Here is a 19,434-nt window from a genome sequence, read left to right as displayed (position 1 = left end):
CCTCCTGCCGGACAAGCGACTTTATCTTCCGGTATGGTGGTGAAGAGTTTCTGATCGCGTTGGTTGAGACGGATATAAAGAGAGCGTTCCAGGTTGCGGAGCATATTCGTGAAAACGTCACGCATATTCTCACTCAGCCAACAGGTTCTTCATTTTCCGTGACGGTTTCGATCGGAGTGGCCACATTTGATGGACATCCGGACTATACCCACCTCATCGAAGATGCTGATCGCGCCCTCTATTATGCCAAAGCTGAGGGAAGAAATCGAAGCGTCATTGCTACCGATGCTTTAGCCAGCCTTCCGCAGCTTCAGTAAATTTATACTCTAGGAAAAACACTCTTATCTGAATTTGTGCTTACACGAATTCAGATAAGAGAAACGCGCCTCAGAGCTTACTGCTCATTCATTGCTGTATTCAGGATCGCAGCAAGACGGACACCTGCCTGCTGCAACCGAAGCTCGATGATCGGCCAAGCAAGAGCTGTATAGGCGTCCTTAATATCTGCCCCTTTAACCTGGGGAAGTGCGCCATAAGCGACAGACCGTGCCAAGGAATGGCTTTCGTCAGCCCAATCAATAACGGCATGGCGAACATCACCACCAGAAAGATCAGCTACCCAGTATGCCGTCTCATCAGGTGTGATAGTCGCCCCCAGTCGAGTGGCTTCATCACGAGCACGACTGAAGTCGATAGAATAATGAGGCCCAACAACCAAATTGGCCTGCCGGTCCAGCACGCCTTCATCCCATAGGGCATGGAGATTCATATGCCCATTTGCGGTATCGCCAAAATATGAAAGGCGGATAGCATTCCCGCCTTTATCGTTATTCCGCTCCGCAGCATGCAACGGCTGATGCAAGTCACCAACCAAGTGTACAACCCACTTCAAAGCATAAAGCCGCCGCTCCGGAGAGGCCGAGTGATCAGCAAGGGTTTTTTCCAGCTCGGGCAATTTCTCAACAACGCAGTTTCCATCCGCACAGTCGCGGGCCTGGTCATATGCTGGCTGAGAAACATCTGTATCAACGTAATGCCAAAGCAGCGTCTTCGGCTCTCCGCCCTTCTTTTTAGGAACATGTCCAATCGTATCTGGCCATGATGCGACCTGATCCAGCGTTTGATGACCTTCCATTGCCAAAAGTGCAGTTGTTGCTTTCGCAGCCGCTGGCGTCAGGCGATCCTGAGCAATATCCGCGACAATTGCATGGCCATACGGTCCCCAGGCGAACGCCTGAGAAGTCATTCCTATCGTAGCGGCACAGAGCAGAGGGACAGAAAGAAGCCAGGAGCGCATAAAAGAACCATTTCGGACGTTATGAAGTCTCATTGCTTTTCTCACCCTTCCGAAACACTCACAAGTGACTCTCTTGGTACACTGAACCGATTAAAATGACCGAACGGTTCGGCCTACCCCTTCCCTCATGGCTTCTGACCTCGTAGAGAGGATAAGGACTAAAATGACTGAAATGGCGTGACGCAATTGCAAGAGCCACCTGCCCCGCTAGACCCATCTCAATCTCCGCAGTGGAGCCTTACGTCAGAAGGGAACAGCCCTCTTCTGACACTTCGGGGTGTGTGGCTGGCAAGAACAGGAAACATTCCTCAGTTTCCGAAAGACGGACTGCGTGCAGCGCCTGCTGGAAGCACCCTCACTTTTGATATGTCCCCCATCACCGACTGGGACACAGGGCTGATCGCTTTTCTTTGGGACATCAAACGCAGCGGGCACGACAGACATATTACTCTGGATGCTCAAAGCTTACCGGCCCCTGTAAGACAGCTTCTCGAACTCTTACCCGACGCCTCTGATGGCCCCCCCCCCGCGCCCGCCAAGCGTCTGCCCGTTCTCGAACGGATTGGGGGCCACACGATCAGTAGCCTCACTGAAATCGGCACCGTTACGAGTTTAGGTGGGATGACCCTACGCGGGGGGCTCCAGGCCCTTACAGGGCGAAGCCGGATGCGTCTTTCAGATCTTCTGAGTGACACTGCAAATGCCGGCCCTCAGGCATTGCTGATTGTAGGCATCGTCAATTTTCTGATTGGTGCCATTCTTGCATTTGTTGGGGCGGTTGAGCTTCAGAAATTTGCTGCCGGTATTTACGTTGCAAGCCTTGTTGGCATCGCCATGGTTCGTGAAATGGCCGCCGTCATGACCGCCATCATCATGGCAGGACGAACCGGAGGCGCCTACGCAGCGCGCATTTCCACCATGCAGGGCAATGAAGAAATTGATGCCCTCAACGTCTTCGGCATCCCAACATCCACGTATCTGATACTTCCGGCAGTTCTATCGCTCGTTATCACGATGCCATTTCTCTACCTCTACGGCTGCCTGATCGGCATGCTTGGAGGGTTCGTGGTCGCGATTTCCATGCTGGATATTACGGCTGCTGGCTATTTCCATCAGACAATCACGTCCTTCGGTATCGGCCAGTTTATTTTTGCATTTGTTAAAAGCATTGTCTTCGGTGCCTTCATCGGGCTGACCAGTTGCCGAATTGGCTTGAAGGCCGGACGATCAGCCGCTGATGTTGGCATCGCTGCCACACGGGCTGTTGTGGTGGGAATTGTCGGGGTCATTGCGATTGACGCCATTTTCGCCGTTATCGCCGACGTGCTGGGAATCTGACGCATGACCGATACCAGAAAAACCGTTCTTTCAATGCAGGATGTCACTCTCGCATTTGGACCGAAGGTCATTCAGAAGAACATCTCTTTAGAAGTTAAGAAGGGCAGCATTTTTGCCGTTATGGGCGGCTCTGGCTGCGGCAAGAGTACACTTCTGAAAAGTATGATCGGCCTGCTTCGCCCCACGGCTGGAGAATATCAGGTCGATGGCGAAGATTACTGGTCTGGCACTGAAGCAGAACGAACAGAGCTCAACCACAGGTTCGGCGTTCTTTTCCAAAGCGGCGCTTTATGGAGTTCCATGACTCTCGGGGAGAATGTCGCTCTTCCCCTTCAGATGTTCACGGACCTCAAGCCAGATGTCATCCGGCGGCTCGTAGAACTCAAACTGGGGTTTGTAGGTCTTCTGCCAGCCATCGACATGTCTCCGTCAGAAATCAGTGGCGGCATGCGGAAGCGTGCTGGTTTGGCACGAGCAATCGCACTGGATCCGGATATCCTGTTCTTTGACGAACCCTCTGCAGGTCTGGATCCAATCACTTCGGCCCGCCTGGATGACCTGATTCTCAACCTCCGAGATGGTCTCGGCGCGACCGTCGTTATCGTCAGCCATGAACTCTCCAGTCTGTTCCACATCGCCGATGACGGAATATTCCTGGACGCAAAAAGCAAAATCCCCATCGCACACGGCTCTCCAAGGGACCTGCGCGACCACTGCGACGAACCTCAGGTCCATGCTTTCATGCATCGGGAACGCAACGAAGAAGGACGCAATTGATGAACAAGCAGGCTCTCGTAGGCGCCTTTGTTGTAGGTGGGATCGGTCTTGGCGTGGCAGCTTTTGTGCTGTTCGGCAATTTCCATCCCTTCACCCGCATGGAAAAAGCTGTCCTTATTTTCCATGGCGCATCGTCCGGGCTGTCGGTGGGTGCACCCGTTACCTTCCGTGGGGTTCAGGTTGGCGCGGTCGATAAGGTCGTTATCGAATATAACCCGCAGACGCGAGACGCCTATATTCCGGTCTATGTCACGATGCGGCCAGACAATATTACCCTGACAAACAGTAGTGCCCACCATTTTCCAACAATCCGGGACCTCGTCTCTCAAGGCCTTCGCGGAGAAATGAATCTCAAAAGTTTTGTCACGGGCTCTTCAGAGATCGACCTCGATTTTGCGCCTGATACACCAGCGGTCATGCATCCTGACATCGCTACCCTCACGGAAATTCCGACAAAACAGTCTTCCATCCAGGCGATGACCCAAACCCTGCAGAACCTGCCGTTCAAGGAACTTGGCGACAACGCCAACGCGACCCTTGCCGCTGTAAGGGAGCTTTCTGACAAGCTGGACAGGGATATGCCAACCCTGATCGAAAGCATTCGTGCGACATCCGACCATAGTCGCGACATGATCGATGCGAGCAGAGACCTGGTTACGCACCTTCAACCGGAGCTTGAACATACCCTCAACAGCCTGAACCGACTGGCTGATGCCGGGTCCGATCAGTTGACTGCACGTGGAAAAGAGCTCCAAGCCCTGCTGTTAAGCAGCAATCAGACGATCCAGAAAGCGGGTGAAAGTCTGAACAATATTCAGAGCATTACATCTCCGCGCTCAGCGGACAGGGCTAACCTCGAAGCGGGCCTCCGCGATATCGCAGCAGCAGCCTCTGCCCTACGCGGCTTTGCAAACGATGTTGAACGTAATCCGCAACTTCTTCTGACGGGACGCCACTGATGAGACTGCACCTCGCCTCGCTCACTCTTGCTGGCCTGCTCCTCAGCGGCTGCTCCTCTCCACCAGTGCGGTTTTATACGCTCGGCGCGCCCGCCATCGGAAATGATCTGGCGGCCAGCACCGCATCAGCAACCGTATTAGCTGTCGATCCTGTCATTGTTCCTGACTACCTCGATAGTCAGGACATCCTTGTCAGAAATGGAGACCTGCTAGATCGCAGCGCAAATGGCCGATGGGCCAGTCGTCTGTCCAGAGGCATTACAGATCTCGTGACAGCGCAGCTCTCTCGCAGTTGGCCTTCTGTGTTCGTCACAACACATCCGACAGCAGGCTCTCCACAAACCCGGCTGGCGATCACTATCAACCGGCTGGATATCACGAAGTCAGGTCAAGGTACGCTAGAAGCAGACTGGTCCTTTGTCCCTGCTGACGAGCATCACCCGGTTGTACACCAGCGCGCCAGCTTCAGCACTCAGGGATCAACAGCCACAGATGACGGGATCACTGCCGTGACACGCGCGCTCGTCGATCAGCTTGCCGCCCAAATTGGAAATTCGTCCCCCGCAATGTGAGGGATTTTCAAATTTATAGAGGCCTTGAAAAAGGCCTCCTCTTTGATCTGTCTAGGCTTCTGGCTGCGCATTCATCAACGCAGCCACAGCATCCCATGCGGGAGCAGCATCAGCGGCGCCATGACGTGTCGTTGCGAGCGCCCCGCACGCTGACGCAACCCGGACAGCCTCGGAGAGCGACTTTCCCTGCGCCAGAGCAAATGCCAACCCGGCATTGAAACAATCCCCAGCTGCCACAGTATCAATGGGCTCTATGTGAAATGGCGCACTGTGACCGCTGCGTGTTCCATCATGCCAGAAAACGCCCCGGCTTCCCATTTTTACAAGGACGGATTTCACGCCCTTTGCCAGAAGCAAGTCCGCAGCCCTCGCCGCGTCTTCTACAGTTTCTGGCCGAATGCCTGTTAGCTGAAAAGTTTCACTTTCGTTCGGGGTTATAATATCGATTTCCTGCCAGAGCGCATCCAGAAGCCCCTTTTCCGGCGCAGGTGCCGGATCGAGCACAACTATAGCGCCCTTGATCCGCGCTTTACGGGCGGCTGCCAGAACTGCCTGCTGAGGCACTTCAAGTTGCAATAGAAGCACTGCCGCGCGCTCAATCCAGTCCGAGGCTACGGCAACATCGGTTTCATCGACGGCCATGTTTGCACCACCAACAACGGTGATGCAGTTTTCTCCGCTCCCATCTATCCCGATCAGCGCAATTCCCGTGGCATGAGAAGCATCTTCTCGCAGCGGAGAAAGATCCACCCCAAAACGCTCCAGCTCCTGGCGCGCCTGCGCACCAAAACCGTCCTGCCCTATACGCCCTGCCAACGCGACCTGAACCTCGGAACCGGACGCCAGACGCCCAGCCGCGGCCGCCTGATTGCTACCTTTACCACCGAGCATGACGGCATAGCTTTCACCATGCACGGTCTCTCCGGGAAGAGGCAGGCGAACGGCCCGAGCAGTTACATCAATATTGATGCTTCCGAAGGACAGAATCAGAGGCTTTGAGTTCGGCATCGGTTTGATCTCAGAGAATTCGAGGAATATTTCTTTAGCATTGGGGGCCAAGAGGCGTCAGCAGCAAAGGAACATCTTGTTTCCAAGGGCTTTTTTTTCGCATTTTTGCCCCGACAGCTTCGACGTTGTTTTTTACTAAAAAGTCGTGAATTTTCGATATTAATGGTTTCATTACTAGGATAGGGTTTCGCAGGCCTTGGGGAAACAAGGGGGCCTTTTACCGGCGTTTCCACAGCAGAACCAAAAACATTTTAACTGACAGGGTAAGTCTAATTATGTCCTCTGCCAATCGACAGACATCCTCTCGAACTGCCACGAAAAAGGTAGCGTCCGCCTCTCGTAGCAAAAAAGCCACCCCTGTCGTTCTGGAGGCCGTTATCGAAGAGTCTCCTGTCGTGGTAGAGCCAGTTGAAATCACGGAAGAGCCTGCAAGCGGCCCATTTCTTCCTGACCTTGTCTGTGCTTTCGACAAGGCGTGGTACATGCGCGAATATCCGGATGTCGCAGCATCTGGCCTGGATCCGGCAACGCATTATCGGGAAGCCGGATATCGGGAAGGCAGAAAACCCAATCGCTTTTTTGACCCGGAAAAGTATCGTGCAGCCAACCCGGATTTAACGGAATATGAAGATGATCTTCTGATGCACTTCATCTTCTACGGTCTGAACGAAGGTCGCAGCATCAGCTAATCCCTCTTTAAGCTTATTACACAGCGGGGCGCAGACATCCGTCATTTCATGAACCCATGCGCCCTGCGGCTTGCCCTTCCCTCCTGAACAGAAGAGAGTTGTATCTCCGAACTCTGTCAGGAGTCCCTGTCTCGTGAAAAAATCTCGCCCCCGTCTCGCTATCGATATGGATGAAGTGATTGCTGACGCCTTCACCGCTCAGCGCCTGTGGTACCAAGACACGCACGGATATCGCTGGACAGAAGACGAGTTGAAAGGGCACCATTTAGGGGATCTGGCAACTCCGGAACACGCTGCGGGAATGCAGGCACTTCTGCACGAGGGACACTTCTTTGCTGACCTTGAGGTCATGCCCGGCGCCACGGATGCGCTAAAATTTCTAAGCCAGCATTTCGACATTTTTATTACGACAGCCGCGATGGAATACCCGGCATCCTGTGCTCCCAAGTTCCAATGGCTTCAGAAACACTTTCCCTTTATTCCCGCTCTGAACATCGTATTCTGCGGTCATAAAAGTATTCTTGCTGCCGATTTCCTTATTGATGACAACGTACGACATTTTCAGCATTTTCAGGGACAGGGCATTCTGTTCTCTGCTCCACACAACCTGAATGTGGAATGGTCTCCGCGGGTCGCCAACTGGAAGGATGCCGTTACATATCTGATGCAGCATCCAGAAACAGAAGCTCCATAAAACGCGTCTTTGCAGCCTCAATCCCGGAAATTACAGCATTGTAAGCTAATAGGCTTTTTTGCTTTTGGATTTGTGGTTCTGTTTAAGATACAGGTTTTCACCCTAATTTTTTCAGCTTCTGGTCAGTGAGCACATTCCGTTTATGTCCACCCCTTATCGCGCTGGTGCGTTTCGCCTCTCCCCTGAAGATTATCGCGCGCTAACGGATGCCGCCCAAGCAAATCCAGAAGCATACTGGCAGGATCAGGGAAAAAGGCTGGACTGGATTCAAGCGCCATCCAGCGCGCAGGACACCGGGACGGGATGGTTTTCAGATGGAACGCTGAACGCCAGTTTCAATTGCCTGGATCGGCACCTCAAGACCCGTGCAGATCAGCCGGCTCTGATCTGGCAGGCAGAAGAAGCGGAGCACATCATCCGCCTCACATATCGTGACCTGCATGAACGCGTATGCCGTCTGGCGAATGTTCTGCGTGAACACGGTATTCGTCGGGGTGACCGCGTTGCAGTTCACCTGCCAACAGTGATCGAAGGCGTCGTGAGCATGCTGGCCTGCGCACGGCTGGGTGCCATCCATGTCGTGCTGTTCGGCGGCTTCTCGCCTGAGGCTATTGCAGACCGGTTGGCCGACAGTGGCGCCAGTTTGGTGATAACGGCGAATGTCGGGCGGCGTGGCGCGAAACGCATTCCTTTCAAGACGACAATGGACTCTGCTTTGAGCCTGCGTCCCGACAGCTTGTCGGTGAAGCACGTTCTGGTTGTTAGTGTCACAGACGAACCCGTCCCCATGCAGGCAGGCCGTGATGACATGCTCAATCCACTGCTGACATCGGCTTCGGCGTCCTGCCCAATTGAAACGATGGCCTCTACGGACCCGCTGTTTCTACTCTACACGTCCGGAAGCACAGGCAAACCAAAAGGCATTGTCCATGGAACAGGCGGGTACCTGACCTGGGCCTCCTACACACACGAACTCGTCTTTGATCATCAGGCAGGTGATGTGTTCTGGTGCACGGCTGATATCGGGTGGATTACCGGTCATACCTACGTAGTTTATGGCCCGCTCTCGAACGGTGGCACCGTTCTCCTGTTCGAGGGCATGCCGTCTCATCCGAAGCCCGGTCGCTGGTGGGATGTTATTCAGGCCCATAAGGTCACCACATTCTATACATCTCCCACTGCCATTCGTGCCCTGATGCGCGAAGGAAACGATGTTCCCCGCGAATACGACCTGACCTCTTTGCGCGTTCTGGGAACTGTCGGTGAGCCGATCAGTCAGGAAGCATGGTCCTGGTTCGATGATGTCATCGGTGGTGGGCGTTGTGCCTTCGTAGATACTTGGTGGCAGACTGAAAGCGGTGGCATCCTGATTTCGCCCGTTCCAGGCGCGGTCAAGGAAAAGCCCGCGTCTGCAACACTCCCACTTCCGGGCGTAAATCCCATCCTGGTTGACGACAAGGGACATCCGCTGGAGGGCGCAACAGAAGGTGTGCTCTGCATTGATGGATCATGGCCAGGTCGCGCACTGACGATCTGGAACGACGATGCGCTCTTTGAAACAACGTATCTTCGCCCCTACCCCGGCCATTATTTTACGGGCGATGGCGCACGACGCGACGAAGACGGCTATTACTGGATCACCGGCCGGGTTGATGACGTCATCAATGTTTCTGGGCATCGCATCGGCTCTGCCGAGATTGAAGATGCACTGGCTGCAGAACATGCGATTGTTGAAAGTGCCGCAATTGGTATTCCGCATGACCTGAAAGGTCAGGGCATCGTCGTGTATGCTGTGGCCCGTGATCCGTCCCATCCTGACTTGGAAATGCTTGCCGTTCGCGCCATCGCTGCGAAAGTCGGGCGTTATGCGGTGCCCGAAAAAGTATATATCGTCCCTGATCTTCCGAAGACGCGCTCTGGCAAAAATGTCAGACGCCTGATGCGCAAAATTGCCTGCGGCGAGACTGATGGCCTTGGAGACCTGTCCACTTTGGCTGATCCAGAAATTGTGGAAGTTCTGATCGCTATTGTTCAGGGCTAACCAACCGGCACGACCAGCTTTTTCAACAAAAGCTGGTCGTTGTCCTGCGAGGTCAATGTGATGGAGCCTCCCTGGCGTCGAAAGCTTCCGCCATCATGGCGAACCGATGTTCTGGCAGGGCTTTCGCTCGCTTTTACAAACATCCCGCAGGTCCTTGGTTATGCCCGCATTGCGGCCATGCCATCCGTCACCGGGCTTTATACAGTTCTTCTGCCTCTTGTGGGCTTTGCCGCCTTCGGCTCTTCCAGACATCTTCTTGTCGCGGCAGATTCCGCCACTGCGGCCATTCTCTCTGGCGCTGTTACAGCCATGGCTGCACCAGGAAGCGCACACTACATGGCGTTGGTCAGCGCTAACGCGCTCCTTGCCGGAATGCTGCTTCTGGCCGCCAGATTATTTCGCCTCGGTTTTTTGGCAGACTTTCTTTCTCGAACAGTCCTTGTTGGCTTCATGACAGGGGTCGGCGTCCAGATCGCCATTTCCATGTTTCACGACATGCTCGGCATCCAGATGACATCGCATAACCCCGCGATGCAGGTGGTCGAAACTCTTACTCAGGCCACTCATCTCAACCTGACATCCACCCTTACCGCCGGTGCCACCGTGGGCGGCTTGCTCCTTCTAAACCGGTTTTTCCCACGATGCCCTGCCGCATTACTGGCCGTCGTTGGCGCTATTCTGGCAGACAGAACAGTCCCATTCCTGACGCGGAATCTCCCGACGCTTGGCCCTATCCAAAGCGGACTGCCGACCTTCCAAATGCCCATTATCAGCTGGAATGAACTGCTTGCGCTTTTTCCTGTGGCAGCCTCATGCGTCTTCGTCATCATCACCCAAAGCGCTGCGACATCCCGCGTGTACGCAACACAGTTCGACGAAGAACTGAATGAAAACAGGGATCTGACGGGATTGGCAGCTGCCAACATACTTGCAGCAGTCAGTGGTACCTTCACGGTTAACGGCAGTCCAACCCAGACAGCTATGGCGGTACGAGCAGGTGCCCGGAGTCAGGTGGCACAAGTTGTCTTTTCTCTTTCCACCCTGGTCGTGCTCCTCTTCCTCACCACGCCTTTGCAATACCTTCCACAATGCGTACTCGCCGCGATTGTCTTCACTGTCGCGCTGGGAATGATCGAAATCCGCGCACTGCTCTCAATTCGTCAGGAAAGCCCGGGAGAGTTCTGGCTTGCACTTGTGACGGCGGCAGTCGTTGTTGGCGCTGGAGTAGAACAGGGCGTACTCACCGCCATCGCCCTGTCGCTGTTTCGTCATGTGCGCCACAGTTACGATCCTCACACGGCCGTTCTCCAGCCATTTACTCCTCAGGGCACACTGGAAGCCGTTCCAGCCCGCGGCGGCCTGGAGAGCGAGCCTGGGCTCATCATTTTCCGCTTTTGTGCTGACCTGTTCTACGCCAACTCTACTCGCTTCAACCGAGACATCCTGACGTTGCTTAGCGATGCCCCGCACCCCGTTCACTGCATTCTCATTGAATGCAGCCCCATCACGGATATTGATTATTCGGCAGCCAACGACCTGCACCTGTTACTCGCAACACTCAAACAGAGGCAGGTGACGATGATTTTTGGCCGTGTAAGCCAGGATCTCAGGGCAGATATGAACCGACACCATTTGATAGTCGCAATCGGTCCAGAAAATATTTTTGAAGAACTTCACACTGCCCTTGCCGCCGCCAGGCGTTATACAGACGCGACAAACCATACACCGGGCAGCTCCGCTCCCACACACACGCCATCATGATGACCTTCTGGACGACACCAAGATGATATTCCCCGCTTACTGGAAGACCGTCGGACCATGATGGATGGCGAACAGGACAAGAAAAAAGATCTCGGCAGGCGGCAAAGCAAAAAGGATCGCACCGCGACGGCCCTAGCGTGGGAGGCACTGCGGCTGTTTTCTACTCAGGGATATGAAGAAACGTCTGTCGAGCAAATCGCCGAAGCTGCCAATGTCTCCCGCAGAACACTATTCCGATACTTTTCAGGCAAGGGAGACATCATCCTCGCCTGGACCAGCGACATGACTCAGGCATTTAATGATGCGATTGCGTCTGCCAGTCCGGATGCTTCGTTGCAGGACATGGTCCTTCTGGCCCTTCTTCCGGTTGTTCGACGGATCACCGCCAACCGGGAATACGCCTACGCGCTCGTACAACTCCTTGAGCACGAGCCCGCACTTCGGAGTGTCAGTCTGCAAAAATATGAGGAATGGGAAGAGGCGCTTGCCAAAGCCCTCATGGACCGCCTCCCCCCCACAGATATGCCATCATTGGCAGCGCGCCTGATTGCGCGGACCGCGATTGCAACTTATCGCACAGCTGTAGACGAATGGATGAAGACCGAAGGCCGCACAGATCTGGAACATATCCTGCGCCGTGCCTTCACGTTCCATCCTCTTCTCTGGATGGAAGACAGCCCTCTCAGCCTCGGCTGAAAGGGCTTTATTGCCTCAGAGATCCAGTTCAATCGTGAAGTGATACGTCCGTGGCAGGCCAGCAACCGCAGAGTTTGTAGCGCTTCCACCACCGTTGATGCTCGACGGGTAAACAGAAGCCCAGTAGCTCTGGTTCGTGACGTTATCGACCCCGAAGCGGAACACAAGAGGCTGATGATAAACGTGCGTTGCATAGCGCGCGCCCAGATCCAGCGTCACATAAGACGGAGCAAACGTGGTGTTATATACATTGGCCGCCCGGCGCCCCATGTAATGCACGTTCGCATTGACAGCGCCGCCTTTAAGAAATGGCAGTCGATAATCAATCAACATGTTCGCCATTAAAGGCGGTACGCCAACAACCTGCTTGTAGGACGTCTTGGCCACACCCGTGTTCAGCAGTTGAGCATCCAGCCACGTCATGCCGCCCAGGATGCTCAGATCCTGCGTCAGATTTCCTGATGCCTGGAATTCAACGCCGTAATTCCGCTGCACACCGTAATTGGAATAAACATACGTAACAGGATCTGTATAAGCGAACGGGCGAGACATTCTAAAGCCAGCAATATTCAGCTGCAGTCTCTTGGCCACCAAAATCTTGTAACCAACCTCATACTCTTCTGAACGCAGAGGAGCTGTCACTTCGTTTTCATTCACAGCACCTGCCGGCGCCGAAGTACCAGCCTGCAAGGACCGCCCCCAGGTGAAATAAGCCGTCTGATTGGCTGCCGGCTTATAAAGCAGACTTGTCATCGGGCTAAAGGCAGCGGCACGGCTGTAGGACGACGTTTTCGTGCCACTCGTTGCATAGTTATTGGTGCTCAGCCAACTCCAGGCCAGCGTCCCCATGATGGACCAGTGCTTGCCCAGAGAAATCGTATCCCCGGCCAGCAGGGACTGCGTCATGGTATCGGCAGATTTATAACGTCCGGAATAATAAGGCTGTGCACTCGGAAATCTCTGTGGGTTACCAATTGTCGCCTGTCCCAGAGTCAAAGTGCCGGTCGATGACGTCGGGTTGTAGTTCCCCATGACGTAGCCGTTGGTTCCAATCTCGATCTGGTGCTTCAGTGGGCCCGTATGGAACGATCCATTCAAATAAGCCGTATTGCTGCCCGCCACGAAATCATTCGCCGTCGTCGCAGCTGAGATTGTCTGACGGTAAAGTCCCGCAGAGTTCAGCAGCTGGTTACCCGTACTGAAAACATTTCTGGCAGCATTCTGCCACATCCCACCCAGCTTCAGGCTCCAGTCATCATTGAAGTGATGAATGATCTTCATCAGGGCAGTATCGGTTTCCATGTTGTAACCGGCTTGCTTCTGACCGTATCCCTTCTGGCTAAGATCCGGAGCATCCGGTAGCTGAATCGTCGTTGCATACGAAAAGCCACCCGGATAGCCGCGCTGGGCATATGTGTACTGGCTGGCATCAATCTGGATGACTGTCTTCGGTGAAAGGTGAATGTCGAAATCACCACTCACCAGGTTACGCCGAAGGTGAGAGTCTGCGACGTACCCCTCTCCGTTCTGGTTCAACAGGTTTAGCCGGTAGCCGAACCACTTGTTGTGGCCGACCCGACCTGAGACATCGAGGCTTTCCATGGGTGCCCCAATGGAATCAACACCCACAACAAAACGCTCTGTCTGCCGGTCTGTCGGGCGCTTCAATGTGAAGTCAAATGTGCCCGCTGGATTTTGCGGACCATACACCGCACCAGCCAACCCATTCAGAACCTGAACACTATCAAACTGCTCCGCAGCATAAGGTGTGGTGATGACCATGTTGAGGCCATCCATGCGCGTATTGGCAATAACGTCGCCCTCAAACCCACGGGACTGAGGCCGACTGGTATTCGGATCACCACGCATTTCAAGCTGGGCAGATGGCACGAATGCAATCAGATCATTGATGTTTCTGGTCTGCTGGTTAACCAGAACGTCGTGGGGCACCACCATGACAGACATCGGCGTATCCAGAATGGATCGCGTACCAAGAGGGCCAAGAGAGGCTTCCTTCGTACGGTATTCTGCTGCCGTGCCACTTCCGTTACGACGATGAACAGTGATATTCTCAGGTTCAGACGCGCGTACAGACTTCTTCGCGGCCGCTTCCGGAGTAGCTTTTTCTTTGGTTTCTGCCGCATAAGAGGGAACATTGCCCATGACAGATCCAGCCAGAAGGTACAAAGCCAGCCGCGAGAGTTTCATGCCTGAATCCTGTTCGTTGTTCTAAATTCTCCGCACCTTCTACATTTTGGCACTCAGTGCCACAATTTGAGTTTGCTCAAACTGCCTGATGTGGCGATCTTTTGAGGCGCACTGTCTCTTCAGAAACACAGTTCGTCATGGTCTGCATTCCGGAGCGCCGTTCTCTTAACTGGGATGTGCTGCTGGAAACCGCCAGAAAGCGGCTTTCTCTAATGCCCGATGTATCGTCCAGGCCGATGGAACACCATGAGCACACTACTCATGGCAAAAGCGCTTACGGCTGACAGAACGGCCTTTTCCCACGGCAAGAAGAAAGCAGACAGCGTCAGAATGGCTGCATCAATCATGATCTGAACGCGGCCGGCGTTCAGGCCACGGCTTTTCTGAAGCCAGAGCGTGATAACGCCTGTCCCGCCTACACCCGCCTGATGACGAGCCAACGAGAGAATACCCATCCCAATCACTGTTCCGCCGAATATCGCTGCGAACAGAGGCTGGACATACGCAAGTTCCATAACGCTCGGAATAACACTCGCGAGGGCAGTAATACCAAAACTGGCAATCGTGGTCTTAAGCGCGAAACGGGCACCCATGGCGCGAACGGCAAAAAGAAGAAACGGTATGTTGATGACCGTGAACAGATTTCCAGGCGTCATCGGCACGATGTAAGACAACAGCAAGGCAATACCTGCCACTCCACCGGTCACAAGCCCGGCCTTGTGCAGACACATCAGCCCCATCACAATCAGAGAACAACCAATCAGAAACGCGTAGACATCTTCTGCGTGGGAGTGACGCAGCCCTGGGCCATAAGGCGAAGTCATATCCGGAAATCCAGTCGCTCGACGGCTAAAAGCTTTAAAAATAGCCGCGTCAGATCCATGAGAATTTTCGCCAGATAGTGTAGTCTTTGCCCCCTGCACAGCCCCTTTCATTCCAAGAGAATATTGTTTCAATCGGGCTTCCCTGATCTTGTTTGAAACTGCTGATAGCAAGCCGTTTTACGTATGTTTGGAAACACGGTTTTCACAGCCGGCGATTCTTGGAACCGTGCCATTATGAACGCGCTGAGATGACACATTTCCTACGATACCGGGTTCGATAGCCGGGCATTCGCGATATGCTCGTGAGCAACCTCCCCTTGGCGAAGGCAAACCGAGAGAAATTTTCCGGAAATCTCGCAACAAAGTCCGAGGTTTTGTCTCTCTGTTACAATGGTGACCAATTTTCGCCACATCGGGAGACCTTTGATGGCGCATTACGAACGGAGTTTTTTATGTCCACCAAGACTAAACGATCTGTAGCTCTGCTGATGGGCTTGGCACTCGCTATCGCCCCCACAGTAGCTAGCGCTCAGGGAGGTCCAGGAGGCGGCCGTGATGGCGGTGGCCCGGGTGGCGGCGGGGGACATCGCGACGGAGGTGGCCCGAATGGTGGTGGAGGACATCGTGACGGCGGCGGCCCAGGCGGTGGCGGACGCGGCCAAGGGGGAAATGGTTATCGTGGAGGCCCCGGCGGGGGCGGCGGTGGTTTCCGTGGCGCAGGCCCTCATCGCGGCATGTGGCGCTCTGGTGATCGTTACAATGGCGGGGGCGTTTTTGTTGATAGCTGGCACAGATACCCCGGCCTTTATGCCCCACCTCCGGGATATCGCTGGATTGATTACGGTGGAAGCTTTCTCCTCGCCGCAATCACAACGGGCATCATTAGTAACGTCATCATGGGCAATGTGAACGGCCCGGCGGTGGTCGCTCCGACGCCGTATCCGAGCTACGGGCCTACCCCCGCTCCATACCCCGCACCTGGATACTAATTTCCAGGTTTGACAAAAGGCGCGTTGCAGACGACGCGCCTTTACGAACTTTTTCCATAATAAACATCATAGACGGCCATCAGATATCGGTGGCCATACGCCGTCAGAGACGGACTGCCCTTGCCCCGCGGTGAGAACCAAGAGCCAATTGCTTGAATTAATTCAGCGGCTGCGGAGGCTCTTCCAATGGAGGAGGCTCTGTTGGCAAAGGTGACGGCGGCATTGGGGGCTGAGGCGGTCGCGGGGTTGGTAGATCAACCACCCCTGCACTGACCGTCTTCAGACCAAACGGCGGATATGGCGAAGGCCCTGGCTCTTCGGGCAACTCCACATCGGGCCATTCGTCTGGCTCTGGCGTTTCCTCTTCCTCAGATGGGTCATCAACCATCGGGTCACCATCTGGAAATAATGGATCCGTCGTACCCGGATAATCCATTCGGAAGACAGATTTGGAAAGTGATGTGCTGATCAGGATCGACATGTTCGCCTCCTACAGGGTGAACACTAAATTCTTCACCACAGCAAAGGTTCAAATTATCTCAAAAGAAACCTGATAGGCGCATGATATATGAGCGCGCCGGGAGAACGGAGAAGCAAAGCGACGGAGGTCACTTTCTTATAATATACTGCATGCCTCTCCAGTGACGGACACGGCGGTATTGGAAACGGCATCCGCACACGTCAGTTTTCTTTGCGGCCCGGATTGTCCCGTAGTACACTAGCCCTTATGCGCTACCTTCCTCTTTTTGCCCTCATTTCTCTTTCCGCATGCTCATCAGCCCCGTGGTTGACTGGCCAGACTGACAGCCATTGTGTGCGTGAGCAGATGTTTACCGGGACACAGGGCAATCCTCTTCCCTTTAGCCATGCCATGCAGGTGTGTGCGGTCGCAGCGCAGAAGAGCAACGACGGGCATCCAAGGCCTCTCGATCTTAGAGACGATGCGACACTGCAGGCGATGGCAGAAAACCCGGATTACAACACGACCTCTGCCTCATTTGTTCACCGAGAGGCAAAAACGAAGGTTCCAGGCGGTGTTCGAAGAGTGAATATCGACTAAAAACTCCCTACTCAGGGGAAGAGGTATGGACACGAAATTTTTCAGGATGCGAGAAATAAAGCAGCTTTAATAAGATTTTTATGCATAAAATTCATACAAGTAGCGGGCATTATCTTTTATAATCGCAACAAATAAATATACGCTTTGAATAGTATTTTACAGTCTGAGTAACATTTTATTTTACTCCATTCAGATGTTTTCCCTTGCATCTCAAACGCAATACCCCCATTGTCTTTTTAGCGGGTGCTTTTACTGGGGTAACCGGCGCATGTTGCGCCATTCTTTCTCCGTAAAAGTTATGATTTCGTGTGTGTTTTGTGCACGACCGCTATTGTTAAAAAAGGAGCCTCGTTATGGCAACAGGCACCGTAAAATGGTTTAACTCCACCAAAGGCTTCGGCTTCATTCAGCCGGACAATGGTGGTCAGGACGCGTTCGTTCACATCTCTGAACTTGAGCGTGCCGGCATCCATACCCTCAACGAAGGTCAGCAGGTCTCTTACGAGCTCGAAGCTGGCCGTAACGGCAAGACGTCTGCAGTAAGCATTAAGGCTCTTTGAAGCTTTAATCAGCAGCTCGTCTGTGCGAAAAGCCGCTCTTCGGAGCGGCTTTTTTTATGCCTGAACGCCAAATCTTAATTTAGGCGTATATGCTCCTTAGCCGCGTTAGCGATGCACTTCCCTACAACTCGCCAGTTTCAGATTTTTAGCGCCCTGAAATAAATACAGAAAAAATATTTTACGTGTCATCAAAGGTAGAAACAGATATGTGCAAATATAATTTTATTGTCGTGTATCTCTACTGATTTGAAGAAGGTTCTGTATGGCGCTATCCGCTCAAAAGAAAGAATGGATGGGTTTATTCTTTGCAATCTTTCTTGTCACGACCTTAGCAATATTTGGGTGGATCGGATGGCAGAAAGTATCTGGGGACGATTCCATCACACATGTCACCATCGCAAAAATCGTCTCTGTAGACAAAATCAATGCGGGTTTGGGTGCACCAACGTCATACAAAATAACGTATGACCTGCACGGAACAATGATCAGTAATTATTTTGCGGATGATTGGTACCAGACACACAAAACAAGAAAGCATTTTCTCGTCACATACAGAATGTCGAACGGTTACCATATCGACAGCATTCGCTAATATCGAAATTTACAATCCGCAGAGAGGGCTATTCGTCGCCCCCTCCGCACAGTGCAGAATCAGGCCAAGCCTTCTTCCTGCAGCGCCCGCTTTGCAGACGGACGAGACATCACTCTCTCCCGCAATGCCCATGCTTTGCGGTGATGAGAAATATCCAGTTTCTTGAAAACAGCCCACGTCAGGATAACAGCCGCGTAAGCGTCGGCTTGCGTGAAGTCGTCTCCAAGCCAGTAAGCTTTGTCATCAGACAGCATATCCTCGAACTGCGTCATCCGCCGATGGATCTGTGCATGAACAGACTTCTCAGCCTCCTCCGTCAGGTTGGGGGCAAACAGGCCACCGAATGCGCTGTGCAGATCACCACAGAACCCGAGAGCTTCCTGCAGTCTCGCTCGTTCCAGGGAGCCGTAGGCTGGACGAAAAGCCAGAACGTCCGAATGATCTCCAATATACTGAAGAACCGCCGAATTCTGGGTTAAAACAACACCCGGCTCAATCTCGATTGCCGGTACGGCTCCTCGTGGATTGATGGCAAGATAATCTGCGCCGGTCTCTGTTTTCTTCGTGGTCGTATCTACTTTTTCAAGCGTATACGGCTGACCGATTTCATTCAGAATAATATGCGCTGCAAGCGAACACGCACCAGGCTTATAGTAAAGCTTCATAATCACTTCTCCATTGCGCGAAGACGCAGGGAATAGAATGATCTTATTCCTCATCCGAGAAAAGGCGGGAAATATCCCGCCTTGTTTATGCGAGAAAAAACTCAGGGCTGCTTTTCAAAAGCTCCGGCAATTGTCAGGCTAACGTCATCGCCGACATAGGGAACATACTTTTTGACGCCGAAGTCACTGCGATGGATTGTTCCAGTAGCCTGGAAGCCAACCGTATAGGCCTTGTCCATCGGGTTCACACCAGCGCCAACGAAGTGCACATGCAGAACAACCGGCTTTGTGATGCCATGGAGTGTCAGATTACCACTGACAACAGCATCTTCAGCACCTACCGGGGAAACTTCCGTCGAGACGAAAGTCGCATCCGGATATTTCGCAGCATCAAACCACTCATTGTTTTTCAGCTCATCCGTCAATACCGAGCTGGATGTCGCCACGCTGGAAACCGGAATTGTCACGGAAAGCTTCGATTTCTCCGGATGGCTGGCATCCAGCTTCAGGCTGCCACTCACGTTGGAGAACTGTCCCGAATAGTAGGAAAAACCAAAGTGCAGGACTGAAAAATTGACCTGGGTATGGCCAGCTTCAACCTTATAAGAGCCACTCTTCACATCGGCCGGCGCAGCGGCAATGGCAGTAGTGGATACCGCAGCGCAAGCAAGCGCTGCAAAAGCACCAGAGAGTATTTTCTTCAT

21 protein-coding genes (1 of these 21 running past the window's edge) are annotated in these 19,434 nt (G+C 53.3%); 14 read left to right on the top strand and 7 right to left on the bottom strand.

From position 1 onward, the window contains the following. A protein-coding gene (locus tag KP707_RS04000) for a diguanylate cyclase (RefSeq protein WP_211502198.1) crosses the window boundary here: on the top strand, positions 1 to 317 show its final stretch. It extends 1,090 nt beyond the left edge of the window; only the last 317 of its 1,407 coding nucleotides appear in the window; the start codon falls outside the window, past its left edge; the stop codon is at positions 315 to 317. Between the two features lie 77 nt (positions 318 to 394). Here KP707_RS04000 and KP707_RS03995 read toward each other — a convergent pair whose 3' ends face one another. Then, positions 395 to 1,297 (bottom strand): S1/P1 nuclease, encoded by a 903-nt coding sequence (locus tag KP707_RS03995; RefSeq protein ID WP_211506712.1) that lies wholly within the window; start codon positions 1,295 to 1,297, stop codon positions 395 to 397. Between the two features lie 177 nt (positions 1,298 to 1,474). Between KP707_RS03995 and KP707_RS03990 the strand changes: the two genes are divergently transcribed. Genes KP707_RS03990 through KP707_RS03975 form a run of 4 tightly spaced genes read left to right on the top strand, consistent with a single transcriptional unit; the run spans position 1,475 to position 4,943 of the window. Then, a complete protein-coding gene (locus tag KP707_RS03990; protein ID WP_373687767.1) occupies positions 1,475 to 2,635 on the top strand; it encodes an ABC transporter permease in 1,161 nt (386 codons plus the stop codon). Between the two features lie 3 nt (positions 2,636 to 2,638). Continuing rightward, positions 2,639 to 3,412, top strand: a complete 774-nt coding sequence (locus tag KP707_RS03985) for an ABC transporter ATP-binding protein (RefSeq protein ID WP_046899474.1) — start codon at positions 2,639 to 2,641, stop codon at positions 3,410 to 3,412. Further along, a complete protein-coding gene (locus KP707_RS03980) occupies positions 3,412 to 4,371 on the top strand; it encodes an MlaD family protein (RefSeq protein ID WP_211502197.1) in 960 nt (319 codons plus the stop codon). Before KP707_RS03985 ends, KP707_RS03980 begins: the two co-directional genes overlap by 1 nt. After that, entirely contained in the window at positions 4,371 to 4,943 is a 573-nt protein-coding gene (locus tag KP707_RS03975; RefSeq protein WP_211502196.1) for a membrane integrity-associated transporter subunit PqiC, read from the top strand. Before KP707_RS03980 ends, KP707_RS03975 begins: the two co-directional genes overlap by 1 nt. A 51-nt stretch (positions 4,944 to 4,994) precedes the next feature. Here the strand turns inward: KP707_RS03975 and KP707_RS03970 are convergent, their stop codons facing one another. Then, the gene (locus KP707_RS03970; RefSeq protein WP_211502195.1) at positions 4,995 to 5,951 is read right to left on the bottom strand and encodes a ribokinase; all 957 of its coding nucleotides are present in this window, start codon (positions 5,949 to 5,951) and stop codon (positions 4,995 to 4,997) included. 275 nt (positions 5,952 to 6,226) lie between these two features. Here KP707_RS03970 and KP707_RS03965 point away from each other — a divergent pair, with 275 nt between their 5' ends. The 5 genes from KP707_RS03965 to KP707_RS03945 all read left to right on the top strand — a co-directional run bounded on the left by KP707_RS03965 (position 6,227) and on the right by KP707_RS03945 (position 11,832). After that, positions 6,227 to 6,640, top strand: a complete 414-nt coding sequence (locus tag KP707_RS03965; protein ID WP_099210100.1) for a hypothetical protein — start codon at positions 6,227 to 6,229, stop codon at positions 6,638 to 6,640. A 133-nt stretch (positions 6,641 to 6,773) separates the two neighbouring features. Continuing rightward, positions 6,774 to 7,334, top strand: a complete 561-nt coding sequence (locus tag KP707_RS03960; RefSeq protein WP_211502194.1) for a 5' nucleotidase, NT5C type — start codon at positions 6,774 to 6,776, stop codon at positions 7,332 to 7,334. Positions 7,335 to 7,476: 142 nt separating this feature from the next. Then, positions 7,477 to 9,375, top strand: a complete 1,899-nt coding sequence (gene acs / locus KP707_RS03955) for an acetate--CoA ligase (RefSeq protein ID WP_211502193.1) — start codon at positions 7,477 to 7,479, stop codon at positions 9,373 to 9,375. Positions 9,376 to 9,435: 60 nt separating this feature from the next. Continuing rightward, positions 9,436 to 11,136, top strand: a complete 1,701-nt coding sequence (locus KP707_RS03950) for a SulP family inorganic anion transporter (protein ID WP_215751540.1) — start codon at positions 9,436 to 9,438, stop codon at positions 11,134 to 11,136. A gap of 57 nt (positions 11,137 to 11,193) precedes the next feature. Continuing rightward, positions 11,194 to 11,832, top strand: a complete 639-nt coding sequence (locus tag KP707_RS03945) for a TetR family transcriptional regulator (protein ID WP_086633914.1) — start codon at positions 11,194 to 11,196, stop codon at positions 11,830 to 11,832. 15 nt (positions 11,833 to 11,847) lie between these two features. On the opposite strand, the gene KP707_RS03940 is transcribed toward KP707_RS03945, so the two are convergent. Continuing rightward, a complete protein-coding gene (locus tag KP707_RS03940; protein WP_211500196.1) occupies positions 11,848 to 14,040 on the bottom strand; it encodes a TonB-dependent siderophore receptor in 2,193 nt (730 codons plus the stop codon). Positions 14,041 to 14,249: 209 nt separating this feature from the next. Further along, a complete protein-coding gene (locus KP707_RS03935) occupies positions 14,250 to 14,864 on the bottom strand; it encodes a YitT family protein (protein WP_046899483.1) in 615 nt (204 codons plus the stop codon). Positions 14,865 to 15,316: 452 nt separating this feature from the next. On the opposite strand from KP707_RS03935, the gene KP707_RS16980 reads away from it, so the two are divergent. Continuing rightward, a complete protein-coding gene (locus KP707_RS16980; RefSeq protein WP_203548650.1) occupies positions 15,317 to 15,853 on the top strand; it encodes an RcnB family protein in 537 nt (178 codons plus the stop codon). Between the two features lie 157 nt (positions 15,854 to 16,010). On the opposite strand, the gene KP707_RS03925 is transcribed toward KP707_RS16980, so the two are convergent. Further along, entirely contained in the window at positions 16,011 to 16,334 is a 324-nt protein-coding gene (locus KP707_RS03925) for a hypothetical protein (RefSeq protein WP_211500195.1), read from the bottom strand. A 333-nt stretch (positions 16,335 to 16,667) separates the two neighbouring features. On the opposite strand from KP707_RS03925, the gene KP707_RS03920 reads away from it, so the two are divergent. The 3 genes from KP707_RS03920 to KP707_RS03910 all read left to right on the top strand — a co-directional run bounded on the left by KP707_RS03920 (position 16,668) and on the right by KP707_RS03910 (position 18,065). Continuing rightward, on the top strand, positions 16,668 to 16,913 hold the full coding sequence (locus tag KP707_RS03920) for a hypothetical protein (RefSeq protein WP_215769404.1): 246 nt from the start codon (positions 16,668 to 16,670) through the stop codon (positions 16,911 to 16,913). A gap of 353 nt (positions 16,914 to 17,266) precedes the next feature. Next, positions 17,267 to 17,473: a cold-shock protein gene (locus KP707_RS03915; protein ID WP_046899487.1), complete on the top strand. Its 207-nt coding sequence runs from the start codon at positions 17,267 to 17,269 to the stop codon at positions 17,471 to 17,473. Between the two features lie 262 nt (positions 17,474 to 17,735). After that, a complete protein-coding gene (locus KP707_RS03910) occupies positions 17,736 to 18,065 on the top strand; it encodes a hypothetical protein (RefSeq protein WP_211502190.1) in 330 nt (109 codons plus the stop codon). 59 nt (positions 18,066 to 18,124) lie between these two features. On the opposite strand, the gene KP707_RS03905 is transcribed toward KP707_RS03910, so the two are convergent. Both KP707_RS03905 and KP707_RS03900 read right to left on the bottom strand, forming a co-directional pair. Continuing rightward, positions 18,125 to 18,730, bottom strand: coding sequence for a glutathione binding-like protein (locus tag KP707_RS03905; RefSeq protein ID WP_211502189.1), 606 nt, complete (start codon positions 18,728 to 18,730; stop codon positions 18,125 to 18,127). Between the two features lie 101 nt (positions 18,731 to 18,831). Then, positions 18,832 to 19,434 (bottom strand): YceI family protein, encoded by a 603-nt coding sequence (locus KP707_RS03900; RefSeq protein ID WP_211502188.1) that lies wholly within the window; start codon positions 19,432 to 19,434, stop codon positions 18,832 to 18,834.

Origin of the sequence: Gluconobacter sp. P5E10, assembly GCF_018812145.1 — a bacterium.
Taxonomy (GTDB): domain Bacteria; phylum Pseudomonadota; class Alphaproteobacteria; order Acetobacterales; family Acetobacteraceae; genus Gluconobacter; species Gluconobacter cerinus.
The sequence above is the reverse complement of the archived record's forward strand: the minus strand, read 5'-3'. Positions and strand labels throughout refer to the sequence as shown.